The organism is Fibrobacter succinogenes subsp. succinogenes S85, from assembly GCF_000146505.1.
Taxonomy (GTDB): Bacteria; Fibrobacterota; Fibrobacteria; order Fibrobacterales; family Fibrobacteraceae; genus Fibrobacter; species Fibrobacter succinogenes.
In genome coordinates this window covers 1694605-1709424 of sequence record NC_017448.1, presented here as the reverse complement: position 1 = coordinate 1709424, position 14820 = coordinate 1694605, and the positions used below count along the sequence as shown (strand labels likewise).

15 protein-coding genes are annotated in these 14820 nt (G+C 50.7%); 14 read left to right on the top strand and 1 reads right to left on the bottom strand.

The window, feature by feature from the left end:
* The first annotated feature begins 9 nt into the window (after positions 1-9).
* The 10 genes from FSU_RS15875 (at position 10) to FSU_RS06960 (ending at position 10603) form a co-directional block, all read left to right on the top strand.
* The gene (locus FSU_RS15875; RefSeq protein ID WP_014545761.1) at positions 10-696 is read left to right on the top strand and encodes a hypothetical protein; all 687 of its coding nucleotides are present in this window, start codon (positions 10-12) and stop codon (positions 694-696) included.
* 235 nt (positions 697-931) lie between these two features.
* Positions 932-1759 (top strand): FISUMP domain-containing protein, encoded by an 828-nt coding sequence (locus FSU_RS15870; protein WP_157747938.1) that lies wholly within the window; start codon positions 932-934, stop codon positions 1757-1759.
* A 246-nt stretch (positions 1760-2005) separates the two neighbouring features.
* Positions 2006-2761, top strand: coding sequence for a phosphoglycerol geranylgeranyltransferase (locus tag FSU_RS06995; protein WP_015731894.1), 756 nt, complete (start codon positions 2006-2008; stop codon positions 2759-2761).
* A gap of 151 nt (positions 2762-2912) precedes the next feature.
* A complete protein-coding gene (locus FSU_RS06990) occupies positions 2913-3437 on the top strand; it encodes an FISUMP domain-containing protein (protein WP_014545759.1) in 525 nt (174 codons plus the stop codon).
* Between the two features lie 228 nt (positions 3438-3665).
* Positions 3666-3983 (top strand): hypothetical protein, encoded by a 318-nt coding sequence (locus FSU_RS06985; protein WP_014545758.1) that lies wholly within the window; start codon positions 3666-3668, stop codon positions 3981-3983.
* A gap of 8 nt (positions 3984-3991) precedes the next feature.
* Positions 3992-4915 carry an ABC transporter ATP-binding protein gene (locus FSU_RS06980; protein ID WP_244263738.1) on the top strand — a complete coding sequence of 308 codons (924 nt, stop codon included), beginning with the start codon at positions 3992-3994 and terminating at the stop codon, positions 4913-4915.
* Positions 4902-5705, top strand: coding sequence for an ABC transporter permease (locus tag FSU_RS06975; protein WP_014545756.1), 804 nt, complete (start codon positions 4902-4904; stop codon positions 5703-5705). Before FSU_RS06980 ends, FSU_RS06975 begins: the two co-directional genes overlap by 14 nt.
* Entirely contained in the window at positions 5702-7348 is a 1647-nt protein-coding gene (locus tag FSU_RS06970; protein ID WP_015731893.1) for a type IV pilus twitching motility protein PilT, read from the top strand. Before FSU_RS06975 ends, FSU_RS06970 begins: the two co-directional genes overlap by 4 nt.
* An 11-nt stretch (positions 7349-7359) precedes the next feature.
* Entirely contained in the window at positions 7360-8367 is a 1008-nt protein-coding gene (locus FSU_RS06965) for an ATPase, T2SS/T4P/T4SS family (protein ID WP_014545755.1), read from the top strand.
* Positions 8339-10603, top strand: a complete 2265-nt coding sequence (locus FSU_RS06960; RefSeq protein WP_014545754.1) for a patatin-like phospholipase family protein — start codon at positions 8339-8341, stop codon at positions 10601-10603. Before FSU_RS06965 ends, FSU_RS06960 begins: the two co-directional genes overlap by 29 nt.
* 119 nt (positions 10604-10722) lie before the next feature.
* On the opposite strand, the gene mltG is transcribed toward FSU_RS06960, so the two are convergent.
* The gene (gene mltG / locus FSU_RS06955) at positions 10723-11736 is read right to left on the bottom strand and encodes an endolytic transglycosylase MltG (protein ID WP_244263737.1); all 1014 of its coding nucleotides are present in this window, start codon (positions 11734-11736) and stop codon (positions 10723-10725) included.
* Positions 11737-11832: 96 nt separating this feature from the next.
* Between mltG and FSU_RS06950 the strand changes: the two genes are divergently transcribed.
* The 4 genes from FSU_RS06950 to FSU_RS06935 all read left to right on the top strand — a co-directional run bounded on the left by FSU_RS06950 (position 11833) and on the right by FSU_RS06935 (position 14784).
* The gene (locus FSU_RS06950) at positions 11833-12276 is read left to right on the top strand and encodes a hypothetical protein (RefSeq protein ID WP_014545752.1); all 444 of its coding nucleotides are present in this window, start codon (positions 11833-11835) and stop codon (positions 12274-12276) included.
* A 290-nt stretch (positions 12277-12566) separates the two neighbouring features.
* On the top strand, positions 12567-13277 hold the full coding sequence (locus FSU_RS06945) for an AzlC family ABC transporter permease (RefSeq protein ID WP_014545751.1): 711 nt from the start codon (positions 12567-12569) through the stop codon (positions 13275-13277).
* Complete coding sequence (locus FSU_RS06940) at positions 13274-13594, top strand: AzlD domain-containing protein (RefSeq protein ID WP_015731890.1); 321 nt, start codon at positions 13274-13276, stop codon at positions 13592-13594. Before FSU_RS06945 ends, FSU_RS06940 begins: the two co-directional genes overlap by 4 nt.
* 86 nt (positions 13595-13680) lie before the next feature.
* Complete coding sequence (locus tag FSU_RS06935) at positions 13681-14784, top strand: vWA domain-containing protein (protein WP_014545749.1); 1104 nt, start codon at positions 13681-13683, stop codon at positions 14782-14784.
* Positions 14785-14820 lie beyond the last annotated feature (36 nt).

Sequence of the window (14820 nt, the reverse complement as noted above, 5' to 3'; positions counted from 1 at the left end):
GAGGATATCATGAATTACTCAAAAAATTGCGGACAACTTGTCTGTAAAAAGACAAACTTGCGATTGTTCCTGATTGCTGGCTTGAGTATAATCTTGAACTTTGCTATCGCTACGTTCTTCGCTGTGATGGTTGTAGGCTGCTCTATGGGCGGTTCCACTGAAGAAACGAGCTATTTAGGAGGCTCTTCCGAGGAACCCTCTGTTGAAGCTTTGCTTCCGAATATAAACGTGACGGGTGGTGCAAAAATGCTAGCTCGTAATGTTGAAAGTACTGAAGTCGTTGATAGTTCTGCCATGAACACGTGGAGTGTAGCCGCGAAAGAAGGTACGATTATAAGAATGGCTGAATTGGATTCGGTGACTTTGGATACGACAGGCGTGTTTTATTTTGCCAAGTGCAACGGTTATGACGGCGAATTCCGTTTTGACAGCGTTTCGCTGAACAGCCCGTATGTCATGCTTGAAATCGCACCTTACGTTGAAGATGGTTCTTGGACGTGGGACGGAACATGGTCTTTTGATGCCTATGATGAAATTTGGGGAGAGTATCCGATAACGTATAGCATAATCGTTGATGTGCGGGATTCTGGTGGCGTTGATATCAACATCATGACTTATTTGGAGGCCGCTCGCTTGCGTTATCTTGTCCGTCAAGGAATGGACTTCGCGGCTGCAAAACAACAGGGCCGATCGTGAAATTCTCAGTGCTTTTGGCTTGCCTAATGGTAGTTTTTATTTCGATAAAGGTAGGTATCCCGCATATTCTAAATATGAAACTGCGATGCTTTATATGAATGCGTTTACGTCTTATTGGAGACGGACAAATTCACCGATTATTCTTGCTGATGTGTTTGGGTCGTCAGGGACGTTTACGTCGGTAGATTCGATAAGGGGCTTTTTCGCTGATAATGCGTATTCGTTCCGAGTCCGTATGAAATCCGGACCAGGGAATCCCGCATTCTTGGATGGTTTCTTGGCAACCCTTTATGAACTTGGGACGTGTACTGCGGAATCGGAAGGGCGTACTGTAGAACTTCCGTGCGAGTCAAAGCTGTTTAAGGATATTACGTGTGTTTCGGGCGCGTGGACTATTTTGGATAAGAATACCCCGGAAGAAATTGAAGAGGCTTTCTCTGTTACGAAAGGGACGATGACGGATGCTCGCGATGGAAAAGTCTATAATACGGTGACGTACAGTTTCGAGGGTTCAACTTATACCTGGTTTGCTGAAAACCTGAGGTATAGCGATTCGCTTGTTCAGCCTGTTTTGGAAATTGATTCGGCTTTCTTTGTTAAAAATCAGGGCCGCGATGGTGAATTTGAAGAATACATCAATTCGCGTGATTCCTCGTATTGGGAAACTTATGCGGGATACGCTGTTTCTGACGTCATTGGTGGCGATTCGATTGTAATGGATAATGGGCATTTCCAGGGTATTTGCCCGGATGGGTGGCATATCCCGACTCGTAAGGAATGGTCTCGAGTATTTTACTTTGCCGAAAAAGAAAGTGGTGAATGTTATTCTCAGGATTGCAGGGAACAATTTGAGGTTTATGAGGGCTTTGGATGGTACGCCTCACAGTATTTGCACCAGATTGGATTTGGCGATATTACGGTGGAGTATATGACATTTTTAGATCAGGAATACAAAGGTGCGTGGTCGGTATGGGTACTTACAATGGATAACTGGAAGCCGATGGATTACAATGTGTCTGATGATCCGGATGTACGCATAAGTGTTCGCTGCGTCAAAAACTAACGGGCAGGAGGCGATTATGACGGGCGTTACTACAGATGATTCTAATACCCTTACTATGTGAGGAGGAAAAGAGGGGAGGCGGACTTCGGTCCGTCTCCTTTTTTTTGAATAGTCACCCCGGATTTATTCCGGGGTCGGCATACGCACTCGCTTTTGTATCGTCATTCCCGGCTTGACCGGGAATCTCCTTGAAGAAATATTGTATCTTTACTCTGTATTGCACATGGTGCGTTAAAAGGAATTGTTATGAAACCTGGTAAGACTGAACTCCGTTTGAATGCTGATATCGAAAAGCGCGGTGCACTTTTTGCTGTGCTCTTGGATCCGGATACTTCGGACGAGGCCGCCTTTGTCAAGGCAGGCTCGATGGCGGCTGAAAACGGCGCGGACTTGCTTTTGGTCGGAGGTTCTTATCTCGGCAATTTCACGCTCCCGAAACAGGTCGCTGCCCTCAAAGCCGCTGTCGACTTGCCGGTGATTCTTTTCCCGGGTGGCGCTTCTCAGGTCGTTCCTGGCTTTGATGCCATGCTTTTCATGACGCTCGTGAGCGGCCGCAATCCGAACTACCTCATTGACGAACAGGTGCGCGGTGGCGCCCTCGTGCGTGCGCTCAACATGGAAGCCATCCCGACGGCTTACCAGCTCATCAACAGTGGCAAGCGTACGACGGTCGAATACATCAGTAACACGATGCCGGTGCCAGCCAACAAGCCGAAGCTCAGCATGGTGAACTCCATCGCTGCAGAACTCATGGGCATGCGCTACGTTTACCTCGAAGCGGGTAGCGGTGCAGAAGAACCTGTGCCGGTCGAACATATCGCTTACACCCGCAAGTCGACCGAAATGACGATTATCACCGGTGGTGGAATCAAGGACCCGCAGACAGCGGCTGTCCGCGTTGCCGCTGGCGCCCAGATCATTGTCACCGGCACCCTTTGGGAAAAAGTCAATGACCCGGCTCTTCTCAAAGAATTCGCCGCCGCAATTCACGTGAAAGGCTAGCTCCTTATAGAAAAACCCTAATTCATAATTTTTAATTATGAATCTTATTGAAAGAAAGTATTAGTCAAAAGGGCTAATTCCATCTAAATTTGGAGCCGAAAAAAAGAGCTCTTGAAAAATTCAAAAAAACAATCTTAAGGAGATTGAACATATGAAGTTCAAGTTCGTTGCCGTATTGGCTCTTTTTGTCGCCGCCATTGCATTTACTGCATGCGAAAAAGTTGAAAACTGTCATTACGATGAATCCGCCAAGACGCTCAAATGCCAAGGCCAAACCTATTCCACCGTCGAAACGGGTGGCCGCGTGTGGATGGCTGAAAACGCCAACCTTCTGAATTTTGATTCCAGTTACTGCTACGGCAATAACCTCGACAACTGCAAAAAGTATGGCCGCCTCTATGACTGGAAATCCGCCAATGACGCATGCCCCACAGGCTGGGAACTCCCTAAACAGGCTGACTTCGAAAAGGCTGATTTCAAGGCTCTCAACATCGGTAAGGATGGCTTCCGCTATTACGATGGCAAGTTCGCCGACGAAAACGTGAGTGCAAGCTTCTGGACTGCTGATGCATTCGACGAATCCCGCGCTGTGATGGTCCGCGTACAGGACAAAGTAACGTACGAGCATTACAACAAGACCATCGCCGCCTCCGTCCGCTGCGTGAAAGTAAAATAGCGCTAAAATTTGTCATGCCTGCCCCCGAGCAGGCACCTCCCTAATCAATCCTCTTAGCTGAATCATAACAAGAAGGCCCTGTGGCATCCCACCGCAAGGCCTTTTTTGCGTGTAAATCGCTTAAAATCGCACGATATTCGCGATTTAGCTCGCCTTTTTCATCTATAAATACATATATTCAAAATGTGAATGCCGTGCGGGTTGTACGGCATCGTTTAGAGGTTTACGATGCAAAAAATAGTGATTGTCACTCATGTGCTTAGGGCGCTCGGTTTTATCTTGGTGCTGCTTTCGCTTTTTGGTCACGAGATTATTTTGAACGTTTTCCCCGGTCTTGAGGGAAAATCTATCAACCCGATTTTCTATTCGGGCATTGTCGTGTATTTGGTCGGTGCCGTCATTTACTTTTTCATCAACAAGAAAGAGAAAGCGGACCGTCGCCGTCGAGAAATTGAAGAATCCTACAAGGCGGCTGGTCTCAGCGATTCCGATGATGTGTCTAGCGAAGATGCGGCTAGCGATTCCGACGAAAATTCTAACAAGTGATTGCGTGTATGAGTGATTTGATGATTGAAATTGAACACCTGCACAAGACGTATCGCAGTGGCTTTACGATGAAGCCGAAGCTTGCGCTCAAGGACGTGAGCTTCAATGTCGAAGCGGGCAAGGTGTATGGATTTATTGGACCTAACGGGGCGGGCAAGTCCACCACTATCAAGGTTCTGACAGGACTTTTGAATTTTGATTCGGGCAAGGTGCTTGTAAACGGCATCAGCCCGCGCGATGTGAAGAGCCGCCAGTATATCGGTTATTCTCCGGAACAGCCGTATTTTTACGATTATCTCTCGGGTCGTGAACTTTTGCGTTTTTACGGAAAGCTTGTGGGCCTCAAGGGCGCGGAACTCGAATCCCGTATTGGCTGGGCGCTTGAACTTTTGCACGCAAACAAGGACTGGATCGACCGCCGCTTGCGTTCGTATTCCAAGGGCATGATGCAGCGCGTGGGGATTGCCCAGGCGATTCTTGGCAAGCCGAAGCTTTTGATTCTCGACGAACCGATGAGCGGCCTGGACCCGATGGGTCGTCGTGACGTGCGCGAGGCTATCCAGCAGCTCAACCGCGATGGCGTGACGATTTTCTATTCGAGCCATTTATTGAGCGACGTGGAAAGCATCAGCCACCGCGTGGCGATGATTGTCGATGGCAAGATTGTCCGCGAAGGGACCGTCGATGAAATCACGGAATCCTGCGGTGTGGAATATCATGTGCGGACGCGCCAGGCGATTTTGGAAGCGGACTTGCCTCGCGGTGTTTCTGCAACGGGTCACCCGCAAGAATACATCTGCGCTGACGATGTCGCCCGCGATCGTTTGCTCGGCTTCTGTCTCTCGAATGGGATTGCCGTAGAAAAGATGGACCACAAGCGTCCGAGTCTCGAAGATATTTTGACGGAGGAAATTGCCCGTGCAGACGCTTAAGCATATCGGCATTATTGCCCTCAATACGTTCCGCGAATCCATTCGCGACAAGATTCTTTATAACATTGACTTTTTGGCGATTGCACTTACGCTTTTTAGCATTGTGCTTGGCGAGTGGTCGGTGTTTGACCGCGCTTACGTCATCAAGTCTACGACGCTTTCGGTGATGAGCCTTTCGGGTCTTCTGATTTCCATATTTGTGGGCATTAGCCTTGTGCAAAAGGAAATCCAGCGGCGCACAGTGCTCACGCTTTTGTCAAAGCCTATTAGCCGTGCCGCGTTTATCGTGGGCAAGTACTTTGGACTTTTGGCGGTTGTTGCCGTTCACCTGACGCTCCTCACGGGAATCTATTATGCGATTCTGTGGATTACAAATTCTAGCCCGACATTGAGCTTATTGACGGCGATTTACCTCATCTTCTGTGAAATGGCAGTCGTGATTGCTGTCGCACTCCTGTTCAGCAATTTCAGTAGCACGGTGCTTTCTGCGCTCTTTACGCTTGGCGTTTACTTTGCGGGCCACTTGAGCGACCAGCTTATGGAACAGGTCAAGTTTGCAAGCCGCATGGGCGAACTGCAGGGAACTTCTTCTGCAATTCTTGAAAAGGCGGCGGTCGTGATTCACGCCGTATTCCCTGGACTTTATCGCTTTAACGTGACGAACTATGTGGTGCATGGGGTAGCGCTCCCGGACATGTACGTGTTCTGGAACAGCGTCTATGCACTTGGTTATATCGGCGTGTTCTTGGCCATCGCAAGTTGGTGGTTTAGCCGGAGGGATTTCTTATGAGAAATCAGTACATGGCAAAGGTTCTTGTACACAACAAGGTTGTGTCCGAGGACCAGGTCAAGGCCCACTGGGGCGAAATCTCCGACTCGATGGATATCGGTCAGGTTCTTGTTCGTGCGGGAATCTTGAAACAGTCCATGTACGATAAGGTTCTTGCATTTGTGAAGAACCTTGAAGCGAAAAATGCGAAGCCCGCTTCAAAACCTGCTGAAAAGCCCGCGGCAGCCTCGTCTGCAGCCCCCGCGCCATCCGCATCAACGCCGGCACAGTCTTCGGCCTCGGCTCATCCCACTGCTCCCGCGCAACCTGCACCCGCTGCAGTTTCAGCCGCGCCTGCTCCGCAGCCGGAAGAAGAACCCGCCATAAAGATTGAAGGCAACAGCAGCCTTTACGGCGAAGCCTCTTCTTCGACGGTCGTCATCGAAAAGGTTGAAGGCCTCGAAACGACGAGCATGGCGAGCGTGCAAGTTCCGGTCGAAAGCGAAACGCCCGCCGAAGAAACTGCGACCGAAGAACTTCCGTCGCAGTTCGCCGTTGCTACCGGCGAAGGCGAAGCCGTTGAAGCTCCCGATGTCTTGCACCCGATTACGCCGCTTGCAAAAATCATCGCTTACGCCCGCAAGTTTAACGTCACGGACGTTTACCTTTACGCCGACCGCCAGATTACCATGCGCCAGTCCGGCAAGCTCTTTATTGCGTCTGAGAAAGTGCTTGAAAAAACGCATTTGATGGACCGCCTGGCCGAAGCGGCCGAAGGTTTTGCAGACGGCTACAAGATTGTGGTCGGCCGCAATTTCAGTAAGACTATGGGTCTCCCGGGTGTTGGTCGTGCCCGCATTTCCGTGACGTGGAACGACGTCACGCCGAGCATTTCTATTCGCATCATTCCGATGGAATCGGTGGCACTCGAGAATCTTTACTTGCCCGAATTCAGCATGCAGTTTGCAACGCTCAATAGCGGGCTTGTACTCATTGCTGGCCCGTCGTCGAGCGGCCGCTCCACGACGATGACCGCCTTTGCCGAGTGCATCGCTGCGAATCGCCAGGTGTTCATCCAGACGGTCGAAAAGCCGATTGAACGCTTGCTCCAGAATCCGAACGGCTCCATCGCCCAGCGCGAAGTTGGCTTGCATGTGCGCTCCGGTGCCGCTGGCATCGAACTTGCCATCCGCACCGGCGCCGACGTGATTCTCTTTGACCATCTCGAAACGATGGAGGAACTTTCCCTGCTCATGCAGGCTTCGAACGCGGGCGCTCTCGTATTTGCCGTCGCAAGCGGCAATAATATCAACGCGCTTCTTTCGCGCCTCCTCATGTCTGTACCGAGCGAGAACCGAGCCGCCTTTGCATGCTCGCTTGCTGAACAACTCAAGGGCGTCATCGTGCAGCACTTGATTCCTGCTGTGCAAAACCAGGGTCTTGTGCTTGCAACCGAAGCGATGAAAGTCACGTCGACGATTGCGGGCATGATCCGCAAGTGCGATGTGTCGCAGATCCTCTCTGCGATTAGCAATCAGAAAGACCAAGGCATTACGCTCGACGATTCTTTGCAGATGTGCGTAGAATCCGGTTACATCGAAGGCAATGAAGCCTGGAAACGTGCAAACGACAGCCGCCGTTTTGCGTCTTACCGCAAGGTTTAGCGAGGTTCATCATGGCATCAGAAATTGAATCTCTTTTGGAATACGCCTTGAACATCGGGGCAAGCGAATTGATTGTGACCGAGGGCGCACCTTCGGCGGTCCGCTTTGCAGGTCGCGTCTGTGCGGTCCCCGAATCTACAGCACTCCCGTTCGGCTCTTTGCTTGAATTTTTAGGCGCGATTGATGGCGAGTCAGGAACGTTTGTCGGTGGTCCTTGGGTGAACACCAAGTGGCGCGTGAAGTACTTCCGCGAAGCGCTTGGCAATGCGGTGATATTCCGCCCGCTCATGGCCGAATGTCCGGATTTTACATCTCTTGGCGCGCCTGCGGCTCTCGATAGCCTGCTCGGTCTCAGTTCCGGTCTCGTGATTTTTGCAGGGCCAGCGTGCTCTGGAAAAACGGTCTCGGCGCTGTCTTACGTTTCGGCTTTGTGCAGTTCTGGCATTTTGCGGTTCTGCGATTTGGATGAAAGCCGTGAACTGCCTGTGAAAACGGGTGAAAGCTTAAAGCTTGTGAATACGGTCGGCTCGACCTCCGAAAAGCTGGAACAGGGCCTCCGTAGCGGAACGGACCTTTTCTGGCTTGGCGATTTTGACGGCTCGTCGTTGATTTCCATTTTACGTGCTGCAGAATCGGGCGCCTTGGTGGTCATGAACGTGACGGCGGGTAACGCCGTTGGCGTTGTCGATGCTCTCCTTTCTGCAGCTACTCCCGAAAATCGCGACCTTGTCCGTACCATGCTTGCGGCATCTCTCAAGGCTGTTGTCGTGCAGAGACTCTTGCCCGCTGCAGCTGAAGGCGGTGGCGCCGTTTCGGCCTGGGAAATCCTTTTTAACACGCAAAACGTGGCTGCTCACATTCGCAGCGGCGAACAGTTTAAGCTCACGTCCGTGATGGCTTCCTCTTCATCTGAAGGCATGCTCTTGATGGACGATTGCTTGGCAGAACTTGTTCGCTCTAACTATGTGACTGCCGAAGAGGCAGGTAGGTATGTTTCCAACCCCGCACGGCTGGCTTAAAAAAACGCTCCTTTTGGCAGTGGCGATTGCTGCTGTTTATGTGGCGCCTGCCCAGGCGGCACATTCCGCTGATGAAACGCTTTTGAGCGCTATGCAGCTTGTTCCCGATTCACTGCAGGCCAAGAAGACCAAGTCTGTGCTTTATCTCGGCGGTGGCGAGCGTTCGCCATGGTTCCATTTGGGCGCTTTGTACGCTTTGGAAGAATACAAGATTCCCGTGGATTCCATTGTCGCCACTTCGTGGGGCGCCTGGATGGGTGCGCTTTGGTCGCTCGGTGTCTCGATTGACGATATCCAGCGCTTGATGATGGATCCTTCGATTGTTGAGTTCGTTGGGGCGAATACGATCCATGATAAAACAGAGCATAGCGGTTTTGATATTCCGCTATCGATAGAGGGTATCCCGACGCTTCGCCAAAGGTTTTCGTTCTATGCGGATTCGGCAGGGAATGTCTATCGCAGTATGCATGCGCTTGTCCCCGATACCGCTTCCATTGAACGTTCGCTTTCGCGCCTCCGCTTTGAGGAGTCTCTTTACCGCCAGCGTGGTTCCTATCGTATCCCCTTTACGCTCCAGACTTGCGATAGCGTGATTGAAAATCCGTCTTATGCCGATATTGTCGCATCGCTCCCGCTTTCAGGGAATGAAAAGTCCGGTGAACTTTGTCCGTACTTGGCTTTGCCCCTGGTCAAGAACCCGCAAGAAGCGGTGCTTATCGTTGTGCCGGATCCCGTTCGTTACGATTTGGACGGCAATGTTGAAACGCGTCAACTTAAGAACAACGTCTTGTCAAAGCTGGGTGATGTGCAGGGCGTGTTTGTGAGGGCGCATTCCATTCGCGATACGTCCCGCAAGTCCATGATTCAGGCGGGATTCTCGGCAGTGGAAGGTCGTTTGCGCGAGATTATTCCGTTGGTTGATGGACGTAGGGAATACACGGACAAGCAAAAGTCCGAAGCTTGGTTCGCCTTCAATCCTGTTTTTGACAGTCTTTCGTCGGAACACCATTCGGCGGTTGCTTCTTACTGGAGTCCCGAAGATACGGGCTTTGTGGCTCCATCAAACTTTGCTTATTCAATTACGGCGAAGGCTCCTTACGATACAATCTCGTTCAATATGCAGCCTGAAGGCGATCTCCTGATTGATGTGGGCGTTCACCCGACTGTCGATGTAGCGGTGGGCGGCTTTGGTTCTAACGTGATTGGTGCTAACGCCTATGGTGAAGTGGCTCTCAATTACGTCAACCAGATGGAAATCAGTTTTAAGTTGGCTGGCTTTTATGGGACGTCGTCTTACGGATTCCGTCCGCGTTTGGAGCTTTCGAACTTGATTAACCGTCGCTGGAAATTTAGCTTTGGCTATGACTTGATGAAGTTGTGTTTTTTGAAGACGTTCGAGAAGGATAATGTGCCTGAAGAGAACCGTATCAAGTTTGAAAAGCGTAACGATCTTTTCCTGTCTGCAAAATACGCGATTGATAAAATGCAGTCAGTCGAGGTCAAGTTCCTGTTTGGCAGTCGCGAGTTTGAACTTGCTCCGAGCGCCATTCCCGAAGAAGACTTCTTTGACGATGTCGTCGTGAATACGAGTAGTAATTATGAGACTAGTCCGGTGACGCAGAGTGTTCACTATTCGTTGTTGAATGGCGAAGATGACCCCTGGTTTGCCACAAAGGGCTATGCCGCAAATGCAAGCCTTGGCATGAACTTGATTGGGGTCGGGTTCCACCAGAGAGGCCCGATTCACGGGATTTACACTCTTGATGGAAGGCTCTCCTATTCACCGGCTAGGAATGCTTCGATAACGATGGGCATGGCTATGGGCTTTGATGCTTATCGTGATGGTGGCAGCATGGCGTACCCCAAGAATTTTGACAATCCCGCGATGGAAGACCGTTATCGCCTGCATGTGGCGGCAACGCCGTGGTCCGGGGACTGGCAAGATCCAGAACTTTCAACGCATGGTTATGCGATGTTGCGCTTAAACGGTGGTGTTCACCGTCATGGCTTTGGCGCATGGCTTTCGTTTGCGTATGTCCACGATTTTGAAGACAAGGCAACAGCAAAGCTGAATTCAAATAAGTTTGTGTTTGAACCGGCGCTCCGCTATAAGTACCGTTCGTTTACTGTTTACGCAGGCCTTAACCGCGTTGTTGATACGGAAACGTTTGGTGATTTGAGAGAATTCAAAAACTACAGATACTTTATCCGCATCGGTGACTACAATCTGTTTTAGTTAGGTATGGGCTCGCACCCTTACGGGTGCTCTGGGGTATGAGGTGACGTTACGTTCTCAGAACTTCCTACTTCCTACTTCCTACTAACCACTAACCACCAACCACTGCGGCTCCGCCGCTACTTCTTTTCGCCGCGGTTCTTGGCGGCGACGTCCTTGTACTTGTTGTGATCGGCGAGGTTCGTGCTGAAGAAATGCGTGTGTGAACCATCGTCTTTTGCTACAAAGTAAAGTGCGCTCGTCTTTGCCGGGAAAAGCGTTGCTTCAATAGCCTTGCGACCCGGATTTGAAATCGGGCCGGGCATCAGTCCCGGAAACTTGCGGGTGTTGTAGGGGCTGTCGCTGTTCAACTGGCTCTTGTAGATGGGACCTGTCAAGTTCTTGAAGATGAACCGCACCGTCGGGTCTGCTCCGAGCGGCATGCCAATGTCCAATCTGTTATGGAACACGCCTGCAATGAGCGGACGTTCGTCCGGGATGCCCGTTTCTTCTTCGACCACGCTTGCAAGTGTCAACACGCGGTGCCAGTTTTTAAGCTTATCCCACATGGGGCTTTTGCGTGCCTTCATTTCGTCGCGTACCTTGAAGTTTGCGGCGACCATCTGTCGCAGTATGGATTCTTCATCGGAATTGATGGCGAACGGGTACGTGTCCGGCAACAGGTAGCCTTCAAGAGAGTTTCCTTCGATGCCGAGCGATCGGGCGAACTTCGGGTCCTGGACTAGTTTGTTCCAACGGGCCGTGTCAAGGTTAGGGAAACTTTTCTGGAGGTAGGCGGGGATTTCCCAGGAGGCTCGACCTTCGGGAATCGTCACCTTGCGGACGGCGTTTTTGCCGCTTTCGAACAGCTCGGTGAGTTCATCAAGCGACTGGTGGGCGGGGACCTCGTACCAGCCCGCTTTTAGGGCCGGTTTGTTCAGTTTGCACCACAAATTGAACGCCAGGTCGTCTGTCCAGACCTCTTTTTCGTGTAAAATTTGTAAAACTTTTGTGGGGGAACTGCCCTTTGGAATCTCCAAAATGACGGTATTTTCGTTGAGTGAAACGGCGCTCAACCGTTGATTTACGTGGAAATACGCAAAAACAGCGGTTAAAACGAGGATAATGGCGGCAATTGAAAAAATCTTCTTCATTGCGTAAAAATTTAAAAGAAAATGCAACGGATTGGCAAAATAAAAGGTATATTCGTATAGCATTGTTGAATATTTCCCTTGTTTTGAGGATTCGCTATGAAAATGATGAAAAAAATTATGTTTGTCGCCTTCGCTTTGCTGGTTGCCTCTTCTTTTGCAGCCAAGAAGGTCAAGTCCAAGCTGGGCGATGTGGAACTCACCAAAGAAAAAGATGGTGGCTCCGTAGTCTGCACGGCTAGCTTCAACGACGAAATGACAGTCTTGAAAGAAGGCGATACCGAAGTCCTCGTGAAGGGCGCCTGCGGTCAGGGCTGGGTTCCGAAGTCCAAGGTTGAATACGTTGCCCAGAAGGCTGGCGACAAGTCCATGAAGTTGGAAGACGTGGACATCGTGGGCTGGCTTGATAACCCGAGCGCCGTGTTCGTGTTGGAAAACGACGACATCGACTTTGACGGTGTGAACATCGACCGTGATTTCAAGGAATACTTGCAGCACACGATGGACCGTGAAACGATGGAAATGCGCAACGGCGAAAACTAATAGCTGAGTTTTCTCGAATCTTAACCCGTGGCTTAGTGCTGCGGGCTTTTTTTATGCCCTAAGCCTTAAGCATTGAGTCTAAGTTCTGCCAACTTCTAACTTGCACTTTCACTTCGTTCAAGTGCCAAATGCTGGCCTCGGTCATGTCCAAGCAAGCTTGACCGCGACACTCGACCTACGCATTTGTCCTGCTGTTTACTAACCACTGTCTACTTCCTACAAAAATTGCATGTATTTAAATATTTGCATAAATCACCCCAAAGTCTCTTAAAAATGCTATCTTTGCGCCCATGAGTTATTTGAAGGGCTTAAAGGACGGTTCCCCGATTGGGCTTGGCTACTTTGCCGTCTCGTTCTCTTTTGGTATTGCGGGCTCAAAGATCTTTTCGTGGCCGCTTGTGACGCTTATATCCATGACGAATTTGACCTCGGCAGGCCAGTTTGCTGGGCTCCAGATCATGGCAGATGCTGCCGGTACGTTTATCGAGATGGCGCTTGCGACGTTCTTTATCAACCTCCGCTATTCGCTGATGGCGATTTCACTTTCCCAGAAGGTCTCGTCGGATTTTGGTACGGTAAAGCGCCTTTTGCTCGCGACTGGCATCACGGACGAGATTTTTGCAGTGGCAATGTCGCAGAAGCGCGTGACGCCGATTTACTTCTTTGGGCTTTCGACGCTCCCTTACATTGGCTGGTCGCTTGGGACGATGGTTGGTGCCATTTGCGGTGAAATTCTCCCGGCGATGGTGACGAATGCCCTTGGCGTTGCTCTTTATGGCATGTTTGTGGCGATTGTGGTGCCGCAGATGAAGGTGCATGGCCCGACGGTTTTTGCGGTCGTGATTGCGGTTGCGCTCAGTTGCGCGTTCAAGTTCTTCCCGCCGTTGAGTGGCGTGTCTGTCGGTTTTGCAATTATCATTTGCGCACTCGTGGCATCCTTTATTGCAGCATGGCTCTTTCCGATGCAAAACGTCAATGCAGATGACGAGGTGGCCAAATGAATATCAACATGCAAACTTACTTGATTTACTTGCTCGTGATGGCTGGCGTGACGCTGTTCTTGCGTGCGGTGCCGTTCATTTTGCTTCGCAAAAAGCTCAAGAGCGTGTTCTGGAGCTCGTTCCTCGCTTACGTGCCTTATACCGTGCTCAGTGCGATGACCGTGCCTGCGATCTTCTTTGCGACGGATAGCCGTTTGACGGGCGCCTGCGCGCTCCTTGCCGCTGTGGTCGCATCGCTCCTCGGTGGTGGCCTTGTGACAGTCGCTGTAGTATCGTGTCTCACCGTGCTCGGTGTCGATGGACTCATGCTGTTGTAGAATTCGGTTTTCGGAATTGTCTCCGCGACGACTAAATTGTATATTCTTGCATGTAATTTGTCGTTTTTCGTTATTTTGGAGCTGAAATGGATATTGGAGCCCTTCATTTTCAAAATCCCGAAGCCTTTTGGCTGTTGTTGTTTGTTCCGCTGTTGGTTGCGCTTTATGTTTACCGCCAGCAGCGTCGTAAGAGTACAATTAAGTTCCCGGCGCTAGCCATTGCAAAGAAGGCGGTTCCTAGCCGTCGTGTAAGGTTTAGGCATATTGTTCCGGCTTTTCGCCTGGCTGCCCTCGTTTGCTTTGTGGTGGCTCTTGCCCGTCCGCAGAATGCGATGGAAGTCGAATACACTTCGACGGATGGTGTCGATATCATGCTTGCACTTGACGTTTCGGGCTCTATGGGAACGCTTGACATGCTTACCCGTACCGAACAGGCGAAGCTTGGCGTGATGAATGCCGAAAAAATCTTGAAACGCGGCGAATACTGGAAATACAGCCGTCTCGGTTACGCGCAGGACGTAATTGCCGAATTTATTGGCAAGCGCCATAGCGACCGTATTGGCCTTTCGGCATTTGGCGCTCGCTCGTTTACGCAGTGTCCGCTCACGATGGATTATGGTTCCCTGCTTGAAATCTTGAAGGCAAGCGACGACCTTGCTCGCGATACGCTTGTGAACAACAGGACCGCCATTGGCGATGGCTTGATGAACGCGCTTGCCAGGCTCAAGATGTCCGATGCCAAGTCTCGCGTGGTGATTCTCTTGACTGATGGCCGCGACAATGCGAGTGTCGTTCCGCCGGTGCGTGCTGCCGAGGTGGCGAAGTCCCTGGGCGTGAAGGTTTATACTGTCGGTGTCGGCAAAAAGTCCGGCAAGATTCTTGCGTTCCAGCAGAACCCGTGGACTGGTGAAATCTCCTGGGGCGAACGCGACATTACGCCTGAGGAAGGCATTGACGAGGACGTGCTCAAGGCGATTGCGTCAAAGACGGGTGGACGTTTCTACCGTGCCGAAAACAAGGCTGAACTTGAAAAGATTTACTCTGAAATCGATGAACTCGAAAAAACGGAAATTGAGACGATTGCTTACGCCCGCTATGCCGAAAAATTCTACCCGTGGCTTCTGGTCGGTGCGCTCCTCATTCTGCTTGAACTCATCCTTGCGAACACCCGATTCGTGAGAATCCCGTGATTTTAGAACTTAGAACATCTCTTTTCTCTTTAAGCA

Coding starts and splice junctions, on each gene's coding strand:
- FSU_RS06990 (WP_014545759.1), top strand. CDS start 2,913: ATGAAGTTCAAGTTCGTTGCCGTATTGGCTCTTTTTGTCGCCGCCATT.
- FSU_RS06995 (WP_015731894.1), top strand. CDS start 2,006: ATGAAACCTGGTAAGACTGAACTCCGTTTGAATGCTGATATCGAAAAG.
- FSU_RS15870 (WP_157747938.1), top strand. CDS start 932: ATGAAATCCGGACCAGGGAATCCCGCATTCTTGGATGGTTTCTTGGCA.
- FSU_RS06985 (WP_014545758.1), top strand. CDS start 3,666: ATGCAAAAAATAGTGATTGTCACTCATGTGCTTAGGGCGCTCGGTTTT.
- FSU_RS15875 (WP_014545761.1), top strand. CDS start 10: ATGAATTACTCAAAAAATTGCGGACAACTTGTCTGTAAAAAGACAAAC.
- mltG (WP_244263737.1), bottom strand. CDS start 11,736: ATGAAGAAGATTTTTTCAATTGCCGCCATTATCCTCGTTTTAACCGCT.
- FSU_RS06950 (WP_014545752.1), top strand. CDS start 11,833: ATGAAAATGATGAAAAAAATTATGTTTGTCGCCTTCGCTTTGCTGGTT.
- FSU_RS06970 (WP_015731893.1), top strand. CDS start 5,702: ATGAGAAATCAGTACATGGCAAAGGTTCTTGTACACAACAAGGTTGTG.
- FSU_RS06945 (WP_014545751.1), top strand. CDS start 12,567: ATGAGTTATTTGAAGGGCTTAAAGGACGGTTCCCCGATTGGGCTTGGC.
- FSU_RS06935 (WP_014545749.1), top strand. CDS start 13,681: ATGGATATTGGAGCCCTTCATTTTCAAAATCCCGAAGCCTTTTGGCTG.
- FSU_RS06940 (WP_015731890.1), top strand. CDS start 13,274: ATGAATATCAACATGCAAACTTACTTGATTTACTTGCTCGTGATGGCT.
- FSU_RS06965 (WP_014545755.1), top strand. CDS start 7,360: ATGGCATCAGAAATTGAATCTCTTTTGGAATACGCCTTGAACATCGGG.
- FSU_RS06960 (WP_014545754.1), top strand. CDS start 8,339: ATGTTTCCAACCCCGCACGGCTGGCTTAAAAAAACGCTCCTTTTGGCA.
- FSU_RS06980 (WP_244263738.1), top strand. CDS start 3,992: ATGAGTGATTTGATGATTGAAATTGAACACCTGCACAAGACGTATCGC.